This window comes from Achromobacter insolitus (assembly GCF_002209555.1).
GTDB lineage: Bacteria > Pseudomonadota > Gammaproteobacteria > Burkholderiales > Burkholderiaceae_B > Achromobacter > Achromobacter insolitus.
Window position 1 is genome coordinate 413859 of sequence record NZ_NJIF01000003.1, and the last position, 20183, is coordinate 434041.

Below are 20183 nucleotides of genomic sequence, written 5' to 3' on the forward strand. Positions count from 1 at the left end.
CAGGGTAGCCTGATCACCCCGTGATTCCAATACCGCGCGGTGCCTTCAAGAGGCCAACGATTTCCCGCAAATCCCGTTCGGCATCCAGGCCGCGCAGCCTTCGTGCCAGTTCGCGCGTCTGCGCGGCGGGCAAGGGCGGACACGCGGAGGCGCAGCAGGCCTCGAACTTGGCGTCCTGTTGCGCCATGTCCAAGGGCTTTTCCGGGCTGCCGGGGAAGGCCGGCATGTCGACCGCGAATTCGCGGCCGTCCTTGAGCCGCAGTTCGACGCGCTGGGGACTCATGGCGTTGGGATCGGGGTTGCCATCATCCACGACCTGGATGCGGGCGGCCAGTTCGTACGTCGCCGCCTCCGCCAGCGCGGGTGGATCGAAATCGGGAATGCCGACCCGCCCGCGCAATATGGCCGTGGCCATGGCATAGCCCATGCAGAGCCGGGCGGTGGCGGAGTCCATGCCAAGCTGCGCCGGACGGCCAACCAGACGCACAATGAGCGAGGACGCGCGGACCGTCACGCGGTCTATGTCCTCGGGCCGCAGCGCGTGCTGGCGCATCAGTTCCAGCACGGCGCCGATGCCGCTGTGCGTGGCCCGGCCGGTCGGGTAGGGTTTATGGCTCATGCGGCTTATCTGGAACACGCGGCCCACGTCTGCGCGCACCTCATCCCAGTTGGCCTGGCCAGCGTCATAGAGCGCGAAGTAACCATAAGGCCCCTCGAGAATGTCGCGCGGACCGGGAAACCCCGCCCGCGCCAACTCGAAGGCCGTGACCGCGGCCCTGGCATTCAGGCCGACCTGCAGGCCGACTGCCGGAGATCCCTCGATATGCGCCTGCATGGTGCCCGACAGATGGCTATACGCCAGTCCCAACGCATCGCGAGTGGCAGCTTCGTCCAGTCCGGCCAGTTTGCACAGCGTGGCCGTGGCGCCCAGGCCGCCACACATGGCCGGCCGGAAGAACCGCATGGGCGCGCGCTGGGCCAATGCGACGTAGATGGCGAAGTCCAGCCCCGTGGCGACGGCGGTGATGAGCCGGGTGCCGTCCACACCGCCTTCGCGTTCGGCATACCCCAGGGCCGCCGGCACGATGCAGGCAAACGCATGCACCACGGCGCGGTCATGGATCGCGTCGAATTCCTGATTGAAGACCTGATAGGCGTTGAGCATGACGGCGCTGGCCAGCGGCAGCCGCTCGCCGCTGCCCCAGACGGTGGCTTCCGAGCCTGGGCCGAGCGCCTGGGCAGCCTGCCGCAACGACGGCATGCGCGGATGGCGCGAACCGGACAGACCCACGCCGACCGCATCGAGAATGAAGGTCTTGGCCGCCTCTACCGCGGCGGCCGGCAAATCTTCATAGCGCGTGCGCAGCAAATGGGAAACCAGGGTGTCGACGGCGCTCATGCCTGCGCCCCGCCGAAGTCCGGGCGTATCTGGCCCGCATACCATTCGTATATCCCGGCGCCCGTGACGAAGCGGGTCATCGGATGCCGCTGCAGCCGGTCCAGCATGTCGAGCAGATCGGCATAGCGGTGTGGCACGCCCATGAGGTGCGGATGCAGCCCCAATGTGAGGACGCGAGGCCTGCCGTTATGCCGCGCCTCCTCGGCGTACAGGTCCAGCGTCCGCTCCAGGCGCCGGCCGAATTCCCCCGTGGCGTGCTTTTCCACCGCGTGGATGACCGAATCGTTGAGCTCCAGCGCATAGGGCAGCGCGAGCAGCGGACGTCCCGAGGTCCGCATCCAGTTGGGCAGATCGTCCAGGCACCAGTCGAACAGATAGTCGATGCCGGCCTGCGCCAGGAGGTCCGGCGTATCCTGCGTCTCGCGCAGTCCCGGGGATAGCCAGCCGCGCGGACGGCGGCCGCTGAAGCGTTCGATCCGGTCGAGGGCCGCGACGATGGTGCGGGCTTGTCCATCGCCATCTTCCTGCGACAGCGCCCGCTGGTGAATCCCGTGGCCGATGAACTCCCAGCCCGCCTCCAGCAGCGCCTGCGCCGCTTGAGGATAGGCATCGATGACCGAAGCATTCAGGCTGGCCGAGGCCGGCAGGCCGCGGCTGCGGATGGCGTCGATCATCCGGGGCAGGCCGCAGCGCAGGCCGTATTCGGCCCAGCTGAAGTTCGGCACGTCCGGAACCGTCTCGCGCCCGTGCGGCGGGGTAAGCAGGGTGCGAGGCATGGGCTGGTCGAACGGCCAGTGCTCGACATTGACCACCAGGTGCACCAGGATGGCGCGGCCATCCAGGCCCGCCAAGGGCGGGCGCTGGCTGGAAAGCATGAAAGGAATGCGTGGGTTGTTCATGGCACTTTGCTCATGGTTCAAAAATGACTCAGCGGCCGAGGAAGACCGGATCGCGCTTTTCAGCGAACGCCCGCCGGCCTTCGGCATAGTCCGCGCTATCGAAACACTGCCGCACCAGGGCGTCGATCGCCTCGGTCCCGGCCGGCGCCGGCGGATTCATGGTCGCCAGTATGGCCGCCTTTGCCGCGCGCAGGGAGAGGGGCGCATTGGCGGCGATGCCGCGCACGCGTGCCTGGGTCTGGCGGGCAAAGTCATCGTCGGCATAGCGTTCATGGACCAGGCCACGACGCTCTGCCTGTTCGGCATCGAGGATGCGGGCGGTATAGAAGAGGTCGAACGCGGAGGCCGCGCCCACCACGTCCACCAGCCTGCGCATGTCCGCAAGGCTGTAACCCAGGCCCAGCCGCGCGGCAGGCATGCGAAAGCGGGCGCTGGCGCTGGCATAGCGCAGGTCGCAGGCCAGCGCCAGACCGATGCCGCCTCCCATGCAGGCGCCCTGGATCAACGCCACGGTGGGCGCCGAGAACTCGGCCAGCATCCGTTGCGCTTGCGCCACCGCCTGGTTGTACCGGGCCACGGCGGCCTGGCCATCGCGCGCCTGGTCGAACTCGCTGATATCGGCGCCCGACACGAACGCACGCGAACCCGCGCCAGTCAGCACCAGTACCCGAACGCCGGTACCCTCGAGCTCCCGCAATGCGGCGGCCAATTGCTGCCACATGGCCAGCGTCATCGCGTTGCGCCGTTCAGGATGGCAGACCGTCAACGTGGCCACGCCATCCTGGCGTTCCACCTGGATCTGGCCCCCGCTCATACCACGCCCTCGTCGTACAGGCGTTCGATGTCGGCCGCGGCATAGCCGATTTCCCCCAGCATCTCCCGGGTATGTTCGCCCCATCCGGGCGCAGGGCGGGCGATGCGCGCGGGCGTGCGCGTCAAGGCCACGGGTTGCGAGATCAGCCGGTACGCATGTCCGGCCTCGTCCTCGACCGGCTGGGCCACGCCGAGATGCCGCACCTGTTCGTCCTCGAATACCTGCGGGATGCTGTAGACCGGCCCCGCGGGCACGCCGGCCTGGTTCAGCAAGCCGACCCAGTGCGCTACGGGATGTTCGCGAAAGCGCTGCGCCAGGGATTCATTGAGGGAGGCCCGGTTTGCCACCCGCAGCTTCTCCGTCGCGTAGCGCGGATCTTCCAACCACTGCGGCATCTCCAGGCAGGCGCACAGGCGGCGCCAGTTGCCTTCTCCGGAAGCGCCCAGGTTGAAAGCGCCATCGCTGCCTTCAAACAAGCCCATCGGGCTGCTGGTCGGGTGGTCATTGCCCGCCTGTACCGGCGTGTCGCCATCGTTCAGGTAGCGCGCCGCCTGGAAGTCCATCAGTGCGATCTGGGTATGCAAGAGGGAACTGTGGACCCATTGGCCTACGCCGGATTGTTCCCGTTCTATCAGGGCCAGCAATACGCCGACCGCGGCGTAGATGCCGGTGCCGCAATCAGCGACCGCCAGCCCGGCCCGCAACGGGCCGCCGCCAGCGAAGCCCGTGACCGACATAAGCCCGCCCATGCCCTGGATGATCTGGTCGAAACCCGGCCGGTCCGCATAGGGGCCATCCTGGCCAAAACCGGAAATGCTGGCCAGGATGATGCGGGGATTGATGGCGCGCAGCGCTTCGTAATCGACCCCGAGCCGTGACTTGACGTCGGGACGCCAGTTTTCCACCACCACGTCGGCGGACGCTACCAGTTGCTTGAACACCGCCAACCCTTCGGGCTTCTTCAGGTTCAGCGTCATCGACCGCTTGTTGCGGTTCAGGTTCTGGAAATCGCCGCCGGTGCGGTCCGCGGCGAACATGGCTTCGTTGGGATCGATCCCGGCCGGCGGTTCGATACGGATCACGTCCGCGCCGAAATCGGCCAGGATACGAACGCAGGTCGGGCCGGCGCGCACGCGCGAAAGATCCAGCACGCGAAAGCGGGAGAGGGTGGAGGAGGCATTGATTCTGGCCATGATGATTCCGTGGATTAGCGTTGCAGAAGGGCGGAAAAGGGCAGGGCGAACTGGTGTGCGAAAGCCAGCAGCAAGGGCTCGCTGCCAGGCGCGCCGATCGCCTGCACGCAGACGGGACGGCCTTGCGCGTCGATGCCCGCGGGCAGCACCAGGGCCGGCAGTCCCAGGTAATTGATATAAGCGTGATGGCGATGCAGCGCCGCGAGCGCGCGCGGGTCGAAGGCCGGGCTGGTGGTGGTGACCGCGGCGCGGTCCGGCACGCCCTGCGGCAGGCAGGGCGTGAGCAACAGATCTGCGCCGCCCAGGTGGCTGGCGAGAAACGCGGCGCGCAATGGCGCAATGCGCGCCATCGCATGGCGATACCAGATGGCGGGCATGGCCCAGCCCGGCAGCGCAATGGCCTGGGTTGCCGGCGCCAGCGTGGCCAGCTCGCGCCGCACGCTGCCAGCCAGCGTCAACGCGGCTTCCGCGTGCAGAACGATCTGCGCCAGACGGTTCAGGCGGTCGAGGTCCGGCGCCGGACAGGCATCGACGCGCGCCAGCGCGTCCACGCGCTGCTCAAAGCGGGTCATCTCGGCCGCCACGTCGGCGCGCGCACCGGCCGTGCCTAGCGTGGACGCAACCCGCCAACGTCTTGGCCGCGATAGATACTCTGCGATGCCGGCCATGTCGCCGGGCAGCGCAGGGGCAGCCATGCCAGCGGGCAGCAGCGCGGCGTAGACGCAGGCAACATCGAGCGCGCCGCGGCCTATCACCCCGACCGTGTCCAGCGTCGGCGCCAACGCGGCCACGCCATCGGCCGGAATTGCTCCCCGGGTCGGTTTCAGTCCTACCAGGCCGCAGGTTGCCGCCGGCATACGTACGGATCCCGCCGTGTCCGTGCCGAGCGAGGCGGGAACCAGCCCGGCGGCCACCGCGACCGCGCAGCCGCTGGACGACCCGCCCACCGCAGCGGCGATGTCCAGCGGGTTGGCCAGCGTCGGCCCGTGAGGGTTCTCGGCCGTCGCACCGCAGGCATGCTCGGCCATCGCCAACGCGCCAAGATTGAGCGCGCCCTGGTCCTGCAGGCGTTGCAGCACGGTCGCGATCGGACCCGGCGTGCCCTCGCGCGGCGGACGGCCGCAGCCGGGCGTGTGCGCCCCCGTCTCAAAGACATCCTTGTGCGCCAGCGCCACGCCTTCAAGCAGGCCGCCGGGCCGAACCGACGCAGGCGGAAGATAGGTCCGGATGGCGCAGTGGAGTTCGCCCGCGCGGCGCTGGAACGCGGCCGCCAGCGCGTCAATGAGCCCAGCGCGTTCGCCCGGCTCGGCCAGGGCATGGCGCAGGCGCATGTCTTCCACGGAAAGATGCAGCAGGGATTCAGGCATGCCCGCTCCCGCAATCCGCGATGTCAGCTTCGATGGCGGCAAGGCGCAGCAGGGTGCGCGCGACCGCCTGCTGAGTTTCCACTGGCACAGCCAGGCCGTGCATTTTGCAGACCAGGGCAACCCAGGCCTGCCATTCCTGTTTGGTGGCGTCTTCCATGCGCATTACCTCCTGCCGCACTTTGCTCGGTAAAATAAAAGTCTAGTCTCATAAATATATTTATAGAAGTCAAGAAAATACTATGCCGCAGTTCAGTTTTCTTCAACCCCTGACCGGAGTCCGCCATGAAAGCCGCTGAGCGCATCCGCCTGTCCGTCGAAGAATCCATCCGTGACGGCAGCCTGCTGCCCGGGGATCCCGTAGACGAACAGATGCTGATGCAGACCTACGACGTGTCGCGCACGCCCGTGCGCGAGGCGCTGCTGCAATTGCAGGCGCAAGGGCTGGTGGCCAGCCTGCCGCGCGGCGGCATGGTGGTGGCCAAGATGGATGTGGCCCAGCTGCTGGCCATGTGGGAACTGCTGGCCGAGCTGGAGGGCATCGGCGCGCGACTGGCCTGCGAGCGCATGACTCCCGCGGAACGCGATGAGCTGGCGGTCATCCACGAGCGCGCCGCCGCAGTAGTGCGGCGAGAAGACACAGACGCCTGGCAGGAACACAACCGGCGGTTCCACGACGCCCTGTACATGGGCGCACGCAATCCTTATCTGCGCCAGGAAATCCTGCGGATGCGGTCGCGGACGGGCGCCTACCGGCTCCATGCTTTCTCGGCGTTTGGCCGCCTTGCCACGTCATGGGAACAGCACGGCCAGCTGCTTGAGGCCATCCAGGCGCAAGACTCGGTCCGCGCCGCGGCCGTCATGACGCAGCACATGAGTCCCGGACAAGGCGCGACCAGCTTCGCTTCCTTTGTCGCCGCGCTGCCCAAGAACCTGCTTGCCTGACGTTCAGCGGGCTGCCGGGAGCCTGGCGCCCGCAGGGATACCTGCGGGTAAATCCTTATTATTGTATTTTTTCAAAATGGCAAAATATATTTATAGCAGACAAAAACATCTGCTCGCGTGACCTTGCCCCGGTGTCGGCGGGCTAGGGCGCTTTCCCCTGATCCGCTCCACCGAGGAACCCGCTATGGATGCTGTTTCACCGCAACCCCTTTCCACGCCGGCGCATGGCGCCGCGTCGGCCGCCGATCCCGGCCAGATGCACCGCAAGGTCGCCTGGCGCCTCATACCGTTCTTGATCTTCCTGTTCCTGCTGGCGTGGATCGATCGCGTGAATGTCGGTTTCGCCAAGCTGCAGATGTTGCAGGATCTGCGCTTCAGCGAAGCCGTGTATGGGCTTGGAGCGGGTATCTTCTTCATTGGCTATTTCATCTTCGAAGTGCCCAGCAACCTGCTGCTGCAGCGGATCGGCGCGCGCAAGACCCTGGCGCGCATCACCATCCTGTGGGGCCTGACCTCGATGGCGATGGCATTCGTCACGACTCCGACCTCCTTCTATGTCCTGCGCTTTCTGCTGGGCGCCTTCGAAGCAGGTTTCTTCCCCGGCGTCATGCTTTATCTGACGTACTGGATCCCCGCAGGCAGGCGAGGGCGCATCAATGGCTGGTTCATGACGTCATTCGGGATCGCGGGCATTGTGGGCGGGCCCATCGCCGGACTCATCATGAGCGGCATGGACGGTGTGGCTCCATTGCGCAACTGGCAATGGCTGTTCGTGCTGGAAGGCATTCCTTCCGTCATCGCCGGATTCGTGGTGCTGGCGTACCTGCCGGACCGGCCGCAACAGGCGCGCTGGCTCAGCGCGGCGGAGAAGGCCGCCTTGGTGGCGGAATTGGAGGGCGAGCGCCTCGATTCCGCAAAGCACTCCAGTTTCACCCAAGCCTTGCGCCAGCCTGCATTGTGGTTGTGCACCGCGGCTTACTTTTGCATCGTGGGCGGCAACGCGACCTTGGCCTTCTGGATGCCTTCTATCGTTCGTGAACTGGGTGTGCAGGGCGCGCTGAACATCGGCCTGTTGTCGGCCATTCCGTTCATCCTGGGCACGGCCGCAATGGTGATCAACGGCATGCATTCAGACTCGACTCGGGAACGCCGGCTGCATTGCGCTGGCGCCACCCTGATCGGCGCCCTGGGGCTGTCGCTGACAGGAATCTACATCGGCAGCCCCGTGCTGGCGATGGCGGCGTTGAGCATCGCAGCCATAGGCGTGCTGGGCTCCTTTCCGGTGTTCTGGGCCATTCCCGCGGCCTTCCTGACCGGCACCGCGGCTGCGGGCGGCATCGCCTTCATCAATTCGGTCGGTAACCTGGCCGGCTTTGCCACGCCTTTCATGATGGGCTGGCTCAAGGAGTGGACGGGGGGCGTGGCCGCCGGCCTGTATGTGGTGGCGGGCATGCAGGTCGTCGCGACGGCGGTCGTCGCACTGACCATGCGCAAGCTGCCCGTCTAGGCTCCGGCAGCGCGAGCCGTCTCCTCGAAGTAGTGCGCAAGATCCGGCGCCGTGTCATCATCGGCGGAGCACGACTGAACGCGCGGCGCCAGCCTGATTCTTGCAAGCCGCGCCCGACATCGCCGGACGGCGGCAGCTACTGCGGGGAAACACTCCGTGCGCCAGGAATGCAGATACGTTCAAGGATCCCGCCGCAAGCGCGACAGGCGCGCCTTGCCCGCGCGAGACCGCGCAGCCGCCTTGGCCGGACGGCTCCTGATTCTGCTATGCGCCAGCCAGGTCTTTCTTGGCACGGCGCGCGCCCAGGCGGACGCCGACGGCGGCGGCCTGGACATGGGTAACTTCCTGCTGCGCGAGAACGGCGCGCTGCCCGTGCCCGTCATCATCACCGAGCCTGCCGTAGGCTATGGCGGCGGCCTGATGCTGTTGTACTTTTCCGAACCGGCGGCACCGGATGCCGGCCAGGCGGACCGGTCAGATCCGTCGGCCGACAAGCACAAGGCGCCGCCCACCGTCACGGGTATCGGCGCCATGGCTACCGAAAACGGCACCCGCGGCGGCGCGCTGTTCCATTTCCGCAGCTGGGACGCCGACCGCTACCGCTACCTGGGCGCGCTGGCCCAAGGGCGGGCCAACCTCGAGTACTACGGCGCCTCCAGCCACGGACGCAGCTACGAGGTGAAAGGCACCTTCCTGATGCAGCAGGTCCTGGCCCGGGTCGGGGACACGCCCTGGTACGTGGGCCCGCGCTACACGTACTTCCGTTCAAACACCCGTTTCACGGGCGAGGCGGCAGGCGAGCTGTCCAAGGCAGAGATGGCCGGGCACATCGGCAAGGCCGGCGTGGTAGTGGACTACGACACCCGGGACAATATGTTCTACCCCAACCGGGGCAGCTACGCCGAACTGGAAGCCGAGTTCGCGCGGGGCTGGCTGGGCAGCGACCAATCTTTCGAGAGCTACCGCACCCGCGGCTACACCTGGCTTCCGCTGGCGCCGCGATGGACGCTGGGGCTGCGCGGCGACGGGCAGTTCACGCGCGGCACGGTGCCGTTCTACGCGCAGCCCTACGTGGACCTGCGCGGCGTCGCACGCGGCCGCTATCAGGACCGCGATGCGCTGGCCTTCGAGGCCGAGCTGCGCTGGGACGCCACGCCGCGCTGGTCCATACTGGGGTTCAGCGGCGTGGGCAAGGCATATGGCAACTGGAACTCCTTTGCAGATTCCACTAACGTCGTCAGCGTGGGCACGGGTTTCCGGTATCTGATCGCGGCCAAACTGGGCCTGGCCGTGGGAATAGACATTGCCCACAGCAAGGACCAGAACGCCTTCTACATTCAAGTCGGGAGCGCATGGCGATGAAGACACACGACGAAAGCCCCATGCTGGAGGCCGGCGTCTCCCAGATCGGGAACCTGCTGCAATTCCTGGCCTGGATCGCTGAACGGCCGCGCACCTATGCGCAAACCCTGGACGCCTGGCGAAGTTCCTGCCCGCGGCTGTCCGCCTGGGAAGACGCGACGGCCAATGGATTGGTGGACTTGTCTCCGGCCGGTGACGATCCACAGGCCCAGCCCGTGGTCGTCCTGACGCCCAAAGGGCGCAAGATGCTTTCACTTACATGCAAGCCGCCCACGGTGTAACGATCTGCATTTGATTGCGGATTTCGTCGAAAAAAATCCCCGTTTCGTCGAAAAAGCATTGCACCCCGCGGGCGAGCTGCGGATTCTAGTGGCGAAACTTTGCCAGTTACTACTGAGCGCACGCCCGGCGAGCAGGGCGGTCCTTGCGCACGCCCAACAGAATCCGGTCATTCATGAAGCCCACATCATCCCCTCCGCGCGCCCCCGGCATGCCTTTTCCTCTGCTGCGCCAGAACACCTTGCGACTGGCCGTCATCTCAGCGCTGGGTGCCTGCGCCTGGGCTCCGGCGGGCAGCGCCCAAGCCGGCTATGCCTGCAGCGCCGGCCCCACCCAGAACGTGCCTGCCGGCAACTACCCTTACGCCCAGGCCATCTGCGAAGGCGATAGCGGCGTCGACCATAACGATGAAAAAGATGGCCAGAACGGACCGGACGTGACCTTGACCTCCGCCGGCACCTTCAACGCCGACATGAATGGATCCGGCCTGACCGCACAGGGGGTGCTGACGGCGATATCGCGCGGCGGAGACGGGGTGGACGAGGGCACGGCAGGCGATGGCGGCAATGTCGTCGTGTCCAGTACCGGCAGCGTCAGCTTGAATGGCACTGCGCTCAGCAACTTCAACAGCCTGATCATGGCGGTTTCGTCCGGGGGGATCGGCGACCCCGCCAACGACAACAACGACTCCAATGGCGGGCACGGCGGATTGGGCCAGACCGTGACCGTAACCAACTCCGGCAGCCTGACGATGTCAGGCAGCTTGCCCACCCCCCGCCAGGGCTTGTTCGGCATCAATGCGCGCGCCGTGGGCGGCGCCGGCGGAGACCAGAACGATCCCACGCTGGAATATGGCGACCAAGTCGGCGGAAACGGCGGCAACGCCAGCACGGTCATCGTCAACAACTCAGGCGCCATCAACCTGGGCAGCAGCGGGTCGCGCCTGCGCACCTACGCAAGCGGCGCCGCCATCTACGCGAATTCCCAGGGAGGCATGGGCGGCTACAACAACGGCAATGCCGGCACGGGCGGCACCGTCCAGGTCACCCACCAAGGCCAGGCGAACAGCTACTGGCAAGTCGCGGACAGCGCCACGGTGTTCGGCATCTACGCTCAGAGCATCGGCGGGGATGGCACGGCGTCGACCGACAATAGCGATAACGGCGGCAACGGCGGCGGCAACTCCAGCACCTGGACCCAGAAAGTCACGGTGGACGTGCAGGGTTCGGTACTGCTTGATGTCGCGGGATCGGCGAGCGGCGCCGCGGTTCAAGGCGCGGGCGTAGCCGCTCGCGCCATCGGCGGCAAAGGCGGTGCCGGGCCGGACAAAGACCACTCGGGCGGCAATGGCGGCTCAAGCGGCACCGTGGCCATCAACCTCTACCAGGGAGCCAGTGTCGCCACGCGCGGGGACAATCTTCCGGGCCTGGCCGCGCAGAGCGTGGGCGGGCAGGGCGGTGACGGCAGCGACAGCACCGCGCTGGCCGGCCAGGGCGGCGGCGGCGGGTTCGGCGGCGACGCCAGCGCCGTCAGTGTCTCGACCTTGAGCGGCAGCACGATCAGCACCACGGGCAGCTTTTCGACCGGTATCGTCGCCCAGTCCGTGGGCGGCGGCGGCGGCACGGGCAGCGACTTCGTATCGGTGCTGGGCGGCCAGGGCGGCAACGGCGGCAATGGCGGCAACGCAGGCTCCGTCAGCACCTCGACCGCCGGAACGGTCAGTACGGGCGGCGACCACGCCTACGGCGTGCTGGCCCAGTCCATTGCCGGCAGCGGAGGCGCTGGCGGCGCCGATACCGCCGAACTGGTGTCCCTGGGCGGAGACGGCGCGGGCGGCGGCGCCGCCGGCCAGGTCACCATGGGCAATACGGGTTCCATCAGTACATCGGGCTACAACTCGCACGGCATGATCGGCCAGTCCATCGGCGGGGGCGGGGGGGCCTCGGGCAGCGCGACGGGGCTGCTCAGCGTGGGCGGCAGCTCGGCGGGCTCCACGGGATCCGCGGGCGGCTCGGTGGTGATCGGCAACACCGGATCCATCACCACGGCAGGCAACGCGGCCATTGGCCTTGTGGCCCAGTCGATCGGCGGCGGGGGCGGCAGCGGCGGCGACAGCATCGGCGTACTGGGCGTGGGCGGCGGCGGAGCGGGGGGAGGCTCGGGCGGTAGCGTCATCATCCAGGACCTGGGGTCGATCCAGACCGCGGGCCACTTCGGCGCGGGCGTGCTGGCCCAGTCCGTGGGCGGCGGGGGTGGCAACGGCGGCGACACATTCACGGCATCGGTGGGCGTGTCGGTTGCGATCGGCGGCAGCGCCAGCGGAGGCGGAGATGGCGGTTCGGTCTGCATGAGCAACCAGGGAGGCTGCGACAGCACGCTTACGTACTCGCCAGCGGCCATCACGACCCATGGGAACTACGCGCCTGGCATCATCGCCCAGAGCATCGGCGGCGGCGGCGGGACGGGCGGCAGCGTAAAGAACGCCAGCGTCGCATCGTTCGCGGCCCTGCAGCTGGGTGGCAGCGGCGGCGCCGGCGGCAAGGCAGCCGGGGTCAAGGTCGGCTACAGCAATCTGAACATCAATACCGGCGGCGCTCACGCCGTCGGCATCCTGGCCCAATCCATCGGCGGGGGAGGCGGCAATGGCGGCGATGCCAGCTACTACGACGTCACCCTGGGATTCAATGCCGCCGTCGTGCTGGGTGGCAGCGGGGGCTCGGGCGGCACGGGTTATTCATCCACGGTGAACCTCAGCGGCTCCCACGTCGCCACGGGCATGGACTACGCCAGCCCGAACATAGACCCGGACACCTATGCGCCCAACGATGCATTCGGCATCCTGGCGCAGACCATCGGCGGCGGGGGCGGCAATGGCGGCAGTTCCAGCGCCAGCGACCTGGTGGTGGCGGTGCCCACCGGCGAAGGAGCCTCCCTGGCGTTCAACTTCGAGGCCGCCGTGGGCGGCAGCGGCGGCGCGGGGGGCAGCGCCTGCCCGCCAGGAGATGCCGCGTGCGTCACCCAGGTCAATCTCAGCAACGGCTCCACGGTCGCCACCTTGGGCGATGGATCCCATGCCGTGATGGCGCAGTCGATAGGCGGAGGCGGCGGCAACGGCGGGGATTCCTCTGTGCTGTCCACGGTGCTGGGGGATGCGACCACGATCTCGCTGTCGGCCGGCATGACGCTGGGCGGCACGGGCGCCGCGGGCGGGAACGGCGGCGCGGTGAACATCGGCCTGGGAGACGCCAACGGCGCCTACGCGGCCTTGCCGCCTTCATTGCTGACCCCGCCCGGCGTCCAGGCGCCGCCGGCGTCCACCATCGTCACCTACGGCGACTATGCGGACGGCGTGCTCGCGCAATCCATTGGCGGCGGCGGCGGTAACGGCGGAGTGGGCAGCAGCAACGCCTACACCCACGGCGGCCCCACCAACGTCAAGCTGACCCTGGCCTTGGGCGGCACGGGCGGCGCCGGCGGCACCGGCGGCAACGTGGACGTGACGCTGAATCCCAATTTCACCATTCGTACCCTGGGATCCGGCTCGCGCGGCATAGTGGCGCAATCCATCGGCGGTGGCGGCGGAGCCTCGCAGGGCGGAACGCTGAACGTGGCGGGCAGCGCCGAAGAGCGGCCCTCCGCGCGCCTGCAGGTCGGGCTCGGCGCCACCGGTGGGTCTGGCGCCACGGGCGGCACCCTCAACGCAACATTGCAGGGCGCCATCCGCACCGAAGGCGGCGACGCCGATGGGGTCCTGCTGCAATCGATAGGCGGCGGTGGCGGCCTGGGCGGATCACTCGGGGCCGACGCGTCGTCCTACCCAATCCTGGATCGGATCGGCAACCATGGGGACAACAAGGAACGGCTCGACGACGAAAACAGCACCTACGAATTCGGCGTGGATGTAGGCGGCACCGGCGGCACCGCGGGCCATGGCGGCAATGTCACCGTGAACTACGCCGGCAAGATCGCCACCAGCGGCGACTGGGCCGACGGCCTGGTCGCCCAATCGATAGGCGGAGGCGGCGGCGTAGGCGGTTCCTCCAGCGCATCGGGCAGCAAGATCAAAGCCAACGCGATCATAGGCGTGGGCGGCAGCGGCGGGGCCGGAGGCAATGGCGGCAACCTGAACTTCTACTTCGACGACAACCATGGCAACAGCATTTCCACCACAGGCTACAACGCCTACGGCGTGCTGCTGCAATCCGTCGGCGGGGGCGGCGGGCAGGGCGGCGACGGCTCGGACCAGGCCCAGGGCACCATCACCGTCGGCGCATCGTTTGGCGGCACGGGCGGCGTCGCTGGCAATGGAGGCAACATCCTGACCTCCAGCGCCCAAGGCTGGCTGAATGTCCAGACATCCGGCGACGACGCGCCCGCGCTCGCCATGCAATCGATAGGGGGCGGCGGCGGCACGGCAGGCGCGGGCAACAGCAGCTCCAAGCTCCAACAGGACAGTCATTCCATGAGTGTTTCGGTGGGCGGCACCGGCGGTCTGTCCGGCTCTGGCGGCGTCATCGATGTCGCCACCGGAATCGCCGCCACCACGCAAGGCGACCGCGCCTATGGCGTGCTGGCGCAATCCATCGGCGGCGGGGGCGGCCTGGGAGGCGCGGGCGACGCCAGCAACCTGACCGGCGTCTCGCTGGGCGGGCGCGGCGGCGCGGCTGGTGATGGCGGGGCCGTGACGCTTGGGCTGAATGCCGGCGCCCACATCGCGACCAGCGGCGCGGGCTCCCATGGCCTGGTTGCGCAATCCATCGGCGGCGGAGGCGGCATCGCGGGCGATACCAGCAAGAGGCTGCAACTGGGCTCGGGCGGCTGGACGCCGGACCCAAGCCAGACCGGCGGCAAGGGCAGCGGCGGATCGGTCAATCTCAATATCGCCAGCGATATAACGACCCACGGAACCAACGCGTTTGGCGTGATCGCCCAATCGATCGGAGGCGGGGGCGGGCTGGGCGGCAATGCCGCTGGCGGCTTCGCGGGCAGCACGGCAGGCGCGGGCAGCACGGGTTCGGGCGGCGACGTCACGGTAACGCAGAGCGGCAACATTACCGCTGCCGGCGCTGGCGCCACGGGCATCTTTGCGCAAAGCGCGGGCCCGCAGGGTTCGGGGCAGGTTGCGGTCACCGTCAACGGCTCGGTCAGCGGCGGCACCGGTTCCGGCGCATACGGTGTCTGGATCGCCGGCGAGAACCAGAACACGCTGACCGTGGGCGTGGCGGGCGCGATTGCGGCCGGCGCTGGCGGCAGCGCGGTGCGCTACGACGGCGCCGCTCTACAGGAAACCGGCGCGGCGCTGCGTGTTGCCAGCAGCACAGCCGGCACCGGCCTGTCCATCAACAATGCGGGGACCATACTGGGCAATATTGAATGCGGCCGCGGCGCCGGCGGTTTGGCGTGCGATGTCTGGAACGCAGCGACTGGCACCTTGAGCGACGCCACCCTCTACCAAGCCAATATCGACAATGCGGGCGTGGTGGCGATAGGCCGGCCGGGCGCATTCGACCGATTGACGGTGGCAGGGCACTTCGACCTGCAAGCCGGCGGCATCCTGCAGGCGGACGTGGACTTCGCCAACCTCAGGTCGCCCCGCATGGTGGTGCAGGGCGATGCCCGCCTGAACGGCCAGGTAAACGTGCAGCCCGTTACCTTGCTGCCCGACTACGAAGTCACCGTGGCAACGTTGCAGGGCGGCATCGAGGGCAGCCCAGTCGCCAAGGACAGTCCCGTGATCGACTACGACGCCCGGCTGGACGGCCAGAACGTGCGCGTGCGTGCCGTGCTGGCCGACTTCGCAGCGCCGTCGATGCAGCTGGCCTCCAATCCGCGCGCGGTGGCGCGCCATCTGCAAGGCGCCTGGAACCTGGGCGGCAATGCCGACATGGCGCCTTTGTTCGCCGCGCTCGACATGGCGTCCCGGGAAAGCGCGGACACGTATTCAAGCCGGCTGTCCGACCTGTCGCCCGGCGTCATGGTCGCGCCCGCCGCGCAGATGCAGGCCGGCATGGCGCGCTTCACTGGAGCCATGATGTCCTGCCCCGCCTTCCAGGGTGGCGACGCGCTGACCGGCGAACAGGATTGCCTGTGGGGCCAGGTGTCCGGCATCAATACCAACCAGGACGGCGAAGGCGGAGTTTCCGGCTTTTCGTTCAACGGCGTCACCTACCAGTTCGGCGGCCAGCGCCAGGTAAGTCCAGGCTGGTTCCTGGGCGGATCCGTCGCGTACGAGAACAGCCATCTCCGTGGCGATGACGGGCGGGTCAGCGGCAAGGGCGATAGCGGCTACGCCGGCGTCGTGGTCAAGCGCGAGGCCGGGCCGTGGACCTTGTCCGCGGCCCTGGGCGGCGGCTACGGCCAATACGACATCGACCGCAGCATCCGCATTCCCGGAATGCAGAGCACGGCGGACTCCGACCTGGATGTCTACGGTGCCGCATTGCGCCTGCGCGTGGCGCGCACCTTCGCCACGGAGCGGGTCTATCTGAAGCCCTATGTGGACCTGGACGCCTTCTACACGCACATGCCGGGCTATAGCGAATCCCGGAATGCCTTGCATCTGGATGTGGAGAGCAGCAACCAGTTCGTCATGGCCCTGTCGCCCACGCTGGAACTGGGCGGCAAGGTAGCGCTGAAGAACGGCGCGACCATGCGCCCGTATATGTATGGCGGCGTGTCGTTCCTGTCCAAGGACGAATACACGGTCAAGGCGCGTTTGCAGGGAGCGCCGGCAGGTTCGGGCGCCTTCGAGACCTCGGTGCCCATGGACGACGTCATCGGCCGGATCGGCGCGGGCCTGCAAGTGTCGAACGCGGGCGGCATCGACTTCCGGCTGCAGTACGACGGAGACTTTTCGTCCCACATACAAAGCCATCGCGGCACCGTGAAGGTGATGGTGCCGTTCTGAGTCCCGGCGGGAGGCCTGCGGTGCAGGCTTGCCTTGCGTGTCGCGGATCCCGGAGACGCGGATCAATGCTGGCGCGGGGCTGTACCATTGACCGCTGGCAAAACAACGGAACGGAATGTCGATGGAACCCCACGGCGTGCTCGACGCCTTGCGCCGCGCGATGGCCGGGCATGACGGTATTGGATTGGCCGCGGCGCCAGTGGCCCATGGCGGATATGACACCAGCGCGCCGCCGGACCTGGAAGACTTTCTGGCCATTGCTGCCGGCCTGAGCGAAAAACGCCGCAACGAATTCGTCGCCGGCCGCTTGTGCGCCGCGCGCGCGCTGACTGCCGCCGGCGCGACGTGGCCCGGCTGCCTGGCGGTAGGCGCGGACCGGCTGCCGCAATGGCCGGCCGGCTGGTTGGGCAGCATCAGTCACGGCAAGGAATGGGCGATCGCCGCCGCGGCGCAAGGCGCGAAGTATGTAGCGGTGGGCGTGGATATCCAGGACCTGATCAGCCCGCAGACCATGACAGCCGTACAACCCCTGGTGGCCACGGAAGGTGAACTCGCCAGCCTGCGGCACGCGCGCGATCGCCAGCACGCCCTGACCCTGTTGTTTTCCGCCAAGGAAGCCTTCTACAAAGCGCTGTATCCCCAACTGCGGACCTTCCAGGATTTCGATGCCGTCGCGGTCACCGCGTCAGCGCCCGACCGCGTGCAACTGACCTTGACCCGCGACTGGGACGCGGCCGGAAAATGGCCGGCAGGGATGTCGGTCTGGCTACCGTACGCCTGGCATGCCCGCGCGGTAGTGTCGGCGTACTGCCTGCCGGCCTGAGCCCCTAAATGGACGCCTGCTTCATGCGGCGGGACAACGCCGCCGCGCTTTCCTTGCGTTCGCTGTAGCGGTCCACGAGATACGGCGCCGCATCCCGCGTCAGCAGCGTGAACTTCATCAATTCCTCGACGACGTCAACGACCCGATCATAGTAAGGGGAAGGCTTCATGCGCCCCGCATCGTCGAATTCCTGATAAGCCTTGGCCACCGACGACTGATTCGGGATCGTCAGCATGCGCATCCAGCGTCCCAGTACCCGCATCTGGTTCACGGCGTTAAAGGACTGCGATCCGCCTGAAACCTGCATGATCGCAAGCGTCTTGCCCTGGGTTGGGCGCACCGCTCCCACCGACAGCGGGATCCAGTCGATCTGCGTCTTCATCAACCCCGTCATCGCGCCGTGGCGTTCCGGCGAGCTCCAGACCATGCCTTCCGCCCATTGGACGAGCTCGTGCAATTCGCGGACTTTCGGGTGATCGTCGCCCGCGTCATCGACCAGCGGCAACCCGGAAGGATTGAAGATCCGGGTTTCACCGCCCAGGGCCTGCAGCAGGCGCGCAGCTTCTTCAGCGACCAGGCGGCTGTATGACCGTTCGCGCAGCGATCCGTAAAGCAGAAGAAAGCGCGGCGCATGCGTGGCCCTGGGCGGAGAGAACAGCTCGGCTATGTTCGGTGGGGCAAACAATAATGGATCGATGTTGGGCAAATCGTCGAACCGGGAGCCTGGCGCCTGGGCCCCAGGCGAACTGGTGATGGAACTCATGCAATACCTCTATTGAAACGACTACAACTTCAATCGGCCGCAGGCCGCGCGCGCAACAGGAGCAGCGCGGCACAGGCTGCCAAACCTATTCCCCCGGACAGCCACAGCGCCTTGCTGCCCCAGGCGTCCAGCGCCAGCCCGAAGAGCAGCGGGGCCAGCGCTTGCGCGACCCGCGCGGGCATCATTAGCCATCCCTGGCGCGCGCCATAGCCCCGAGGGCCGAACAGCGCCAACGGCAAGGTGCCTTTTGCGATGGTCAGGATGCCGTTGCCCGCTCCATGCAAAATGGCGAAGACCGCCGCCATGGCTGGGCCGGCGGTCAACAACACAACAACGCCAGCCGGGTGCGCCAGCGCGGCCAGGCGGGCTGACAGCAAGGGGTGGACTTGCCGCAGGAAACCGAATTCGAGCAGGCGGCCGGCGACCTGCGCCGGACCGATGAGCGCGCCCACGGCCACGGCTGCCGCAAGCGTGGAACCCGCAGACTCCAGCATTCGCGGCAGATGGGTGGCCATCGCCGTACTGATGAACCACGTTGCCGCGAACACGAAGGCAAGAAGGGCGGTGGCGCCCTTCTGCTGTTTCGGTTCAGGGGCAGGGGAGTGTTCAGGCCCTTGCGCCTCGGCGGCCTCGGGGCGTGCCACTGTCGTTACCGCTGGCGCTCCAGGCAGCCAGGCATTCAGCGGCAGGCCGATAGCAAGATGCATGAGCGCCCAACCGAAGCATGCGCCGCGCCACCCGAATTGGGTTTCCATCCAGGCGGATAGCGGCCACCCAACGGTGCTAGCGAATCCGGCAATCAGCGTAATGCCGGTAATGGCGCCACGGGCCCGATGGCCGTAGAGCCGCACCAGGCAGGAGAAAGCGGCCTCGTAGAGTCCCGAACCCATTGCCACGCCAATGACGAGCCAGGCGGCAAACATCATCCACGGCCCCTGAGCGACGCCCAGCATGCCCAGCCCCAGTGCGAACAACAGGCTTGTACCGGCCAGGACGGCACGGCCGCCACGGCGATCGATCGCTTGCCCCGCCCAAGGGCCGACCAACGCCGAGGCCACCATGGCGACGGAGAAAGCCGCATAGACGGTGGGCGCGGACACGCCCAAGTCGCGCGCCATCGGGTCCGCCAGCATCGCAGGCAGATAATAGGAGGACGCCCAGGCCAGCGTTTGGGCGGTGCCGAGAACGCCGACGACTCGTAGAGAGGCGTTTTGCACGAATCAGCTCGGCATGGCGCCGGCGTTGTCATTGAAAGGGGAGTGCAACATCCGAGTTCCTGTTAACCGAGAGTGAAAGTTGGCATTCGAAGCGCAGCAATTGGCCGGCTCCTGGTCAGCGCTTGGCGCAGGCGCCAGGATCGGAAACCTCGCAGGGAGTGCCTTGGCAGCAATGTTTGGTGAGATAGCCAAGCAACCCATTCATCCGTGAAAAATCGGCGCGGTATATCAGATTGCGCCCCTGTTGCTCGACACTGACCAGGCCGGCGCGCGCCAGTTCTTTCAGATGGAAGGACAACGCGTTGCGAGCAATGCCAAGCTGGTCGGCCACGACGCTAGGCGTAAGACCGCCCAGGCCGGCGACAACCAGGGCGCGAAATACCCGCAGACGTTGGGCGTGGGCCAGAGCACTGAGAGCGGAGACGGCTTGATCTTCATGCATGGTTCAATCGTACAACGACTATTGAATCATTGAGCAAAAAGCCTGGACTCAACGCTCCATGGCAAGACTCCCGCAACTGAAGCATTCCGATTGGCAGATGCAGAGGGGCAAGGCCATCGGCTTCCTCTATTTATCACTTTACATAATACACATTATGCGCATTAAGCCTATGGCAGCGCAGGCCTTGCCGAGCCCCCGTGCTCGTCCCTGGCTCCATCCGCTTTCAGGATCGGCGCTGCATCCGGATTTCGACGCTGCGCCGATCTTTT

General features: G+C 67.1%; 15 protein-coding genes. 6 read left to right on the forward strand and 9 right to left on the reverse strand.

All coding sequences use genetic code 11. The features are described from left to right. Window positions 1-13 precede the first annotated feature (13 nt). From CEY08_RS12100 to CEY08_RS29965, 6 genes are read right to left on the reverse strand one after another with little or no spacing between them, the layout of a single operon-like run. Entirely contained in the window at window positions 14-1399 is a 1386-nt protein-coding gene (locus tag CEY08_RS12100; RefSeq protein WP_076813474.1) for an MmgE/PrpD family protein, read from the reverse strand. Further along, on the reverse strand, window positions 1396-2298 hold the full coding sequence (locus tag CEY08_RS12105) for a polysaccharide deacetylase family protein (protein ID WP_076813472.1): 903 nt from the start codon (window positions 2296-2298) through the stop codon (window positions 1396-1398). Before CEY08_RS12105 ends, CEY08_RS12100 begins: the two co-directional genes overlap by 4 nt. Before the next feature lie 28 nt (window positions 2299-2326). Further along, entirely contained in the window at window positions 2327-3112 is a 786-nt protein-coding gene (locus tag CEY08_RS12110; protein WP_063640638.1) for an enoyl-CoA hydratase, read from the reverse strand. Continuing rightward, the gene (locus CEY08_RS12115; RefSeq protein WP_076813469.1) at window positions 3109-4305 is read right to left on the reverse strand and encodes a CaiB/BaiF CoA transferase family protein; all 1197 of its coding nucleotides are present in this window, start codon (window positions 4303-4305) and stop codon (window positions 3109-3111) included. The genes CEY08_RS12110 and CEY08_RS12115 overlap by 4 nt, the downstream gene beginning before the upstream one ends. A 14-nt stretch (window positions 4306-4319) precedes the next feature. Continuing rightward, the gene (locus CEY08_RS12120; RefSeq protein ID WP_084738544.1) at window positions 4320-5672 is read right to left on the reverse strand and encodes an amidase; all 1353 of its coding nucleotides are present in this window, start codon (window positions 5670-5672) and stop codon (window positions 4320-4322) included. Then, window positions 5665-5829: a hypothetical protein gene (locus CEY08_RS29965; protein WP_157123402.1), complete on the reverse strand. Its 165-nt coding sequence runs from the start codon at window positions 5827-5829 to the stop codon at window positions 5665-5667. Before CEY08_RS29965 ends, CEY08_RS12120 begins: the two co-directional genes overlap by 8 nt. Before the next feature lie 125 nt (window positions 5830-5954). On the opposite strand from CEY08_RS29965, the gene CEY08_RS12125 reads away from it, so the two are divergent. The 6 genes from CEY08_RS12125 (at window position 5955) to CEY08_RS12150 (ending at window position 17492) form a co-directional block, all read left to right on the forward strand. Continuing rightward, a complete protein-coding gene (locus CEY08_RS12125) occupies window positions 5955-6614 on the forward strand; it encodes a GntR family transcriptional regulator (RefSeq protein WP_042793566.1) in 660 nt (219 codons plus the stop codon). 184 nt (window positions 6615-6798) lie between these two features. After that, the gene (locus CEY08_RS12130; protein ID WP_076813467.1) at window positions 6799-8121 is read left to right on the forward strand and encodes an MFS transporter; all 1323 of its coding nucleotides are present in this window, start codon (window positions 6799-6801) and stop codon (window positions 8119-8121) included. 213 nt (window positions 8122-8334) lie between these two features. After that, window positions 8335-9483: a BamA/TamA family outer membrane protein gene (locus CEY08_RS12135; RefSeq protein ID WP_408609549.1), complete on the forward strand. Its 1149-nt coding sequence runs from the start codon at window positions 8335-8337 to the stop codon at window positions 9481-9483. After that, window positions 9480-9764: a hypothetical protein gene (locus CEY08_RS12140; RefSeq protein WP_084738543.1), complete on the forward strand. Its 285-nt coding sequence runs from the start codon at window positions 9480-9482 to the stop codon at window positions 9762-9764. The genes CEY08_RS12135 and CEY08_RS12140 overlap by 4 nt, the downstream gene beginning before the upstream one ends. Before the next feature lie 209 nt (window positions 9765-9973). Next, window positions 9974-16669: an autotransporter outer membrane beta-barrel domain-containing protein gene (locus tag CEY08_RS12145; RefSeq protein WP_232033724.1), complete on the forward strand. Its 6696-nt coding sequence runs from the start codon at window positions 9974-9976 to the stop codon at window positions 16667-16669. Window positions 16670-16784: 115 nt separating this feature from the next. Next, a complete protein-coding gene (locus CEY08_RS12150) occupies window positions 16785-17492 on the forward strand; it encodes a 4'-phosphopantetheinyl transferase family protein (protein ID WP_084738542.1) in 708 nt (235 codons plus the stop codon). A gap of 4 nt (window positions 17493-17496) precedes the next feature. Here the strand turns inward: CEY08_RS12150 and arsH are convergent, their stop codons facing one another. The 3 genes from arsH to CEY08_RS12165 form a co-directional block, all read right to left on the reverse strand. Further along, window positions 17497-18255, reverse strand: a complete 759-nt coding sequence (gene arsH, locus CEY08_RS12155) for an arsenical resistance protein ArsH (RefSeq protein WP_076813461.1) — start codon at window positions 18253-18255, stop codon at window positions 17497-17499. 29 nt (window positions 18256-18284) lie between these two features. Beyond that, window positions 18285-19472, reverse strand: coding sequence for an MFS transporter (locus tag CEY08_RS12160; RefSeq protein WP_076813459.1), 1188 nt, complete (start codon window positions 19470-19472; stop codon window positions 18285-18287). 115 nt (window positions 19473-19587) lie between these two features. Beyond that, window positions 19588-19914, reverse strand: coding sequence for an ArsR/SmtB family transcription factor (locus CEY08_RS12165; RefSeq protein WP_076813456.1), 327 nt, complete (start codon window positions 19912-19914; stop codon window positions 19588-19590). Between the last annotated feature and the right edge of the window lie 269 nt (window positions 19915-20183).

Bases quoted from the DNA above. Each gene is read 5' to 3' on its own strand.
- CEY08_RS12100 (WP_076813474.1), bottom strand. From the start codon at position 1,399: ATGAGCGCCGTCGACACCCTGGTTTCCCATTTGCTGCGCACGCGCTAT.
- CEY08_RS12105 (WP_076813472.1), bottom strand. From the start codon at position 2,298: ATGAACAACCCACGCATTCCTTTCATGCTTTCCAGCCAGCGCCCGCCC.
- CEY08_RS12110 (WP_063640638.1), bottom strand. From the start codon at position 3,112: ATGAGCGGGGGCCAGATCCAGGTGGAACGCCAGGATGGCGTGGCCACG.
- CEY08_RS12115 (WP_076813469.1), bottom strand. From the start codon at position 4,305: ATGGCCAGAATCAATGCCTCCTCCACCCTCTCCCGCTTTCGCGTGCTG.
- CEY08_RS12120 (WP_084738544.1), bottom strand. From the start codon at position 5,672: ATGCCTGAATCCCTGCTGCATCTTTCCGTGGAAGACATGCGCCTGCGC.
- CEY08_RS29965 (WP_157123402.1), bottom strand. From the start codon at position 5,829: ATGGAAGACGCCACCAAACAGGAATGGCAGGCCTGGGTTGCCCTGGTC.
- CEY08_RS12125 (WP_042793566.1), top strand. From the start codon at position 5,955: ATGAAAGCCGCTGAGCGCATCCGCCTGTCCGTCGAAGAATCCATCCGT.
- CEY08_RS12130 (WP_076813467.1), top strand. From the start codon at position 6,799: ATGGATGCTGTTTCACCGCAACCCCTTTCCACGCCGGCGCATGGCGCC.
- CEY08_RS12140 (WP_084738543.1), top strand. From the start codon at position 9,480: ATGAAGACACACGACGAAAGCCCCATGCTGGAGGCCGGCGTCTCCCAG.
- CEY08_RS12145 (WP_232033724.1), top strand. From the start codon at position 9,974: ATGCCTTTTCCTCTGCTGCGCCAGAACACCTTGCGACTGGCCGTCATC.
- CEY08_RS12150 (WP_084738542.1), top strand. From the start codon at position 16,785: ATGTCGATGGAACCCCACGGCGTGCTCGACGCCTTGCGCCGCGCGATG.
- arsH (WP_076813461.1), bottom strand. From the start codon at position 18,255: ATGAGTTCCATCACCAGTTCGCCTGGGGCCCAGGCGCCAGGCTCCCGG.
- CEY08_RS12165 (WP_076813456.1), bottom strand. From the start codon at position 19,914: ATGCATGAAGATCAAGCCGTCTCCGCTCTCAGTGCTCTGGCCCACGCC.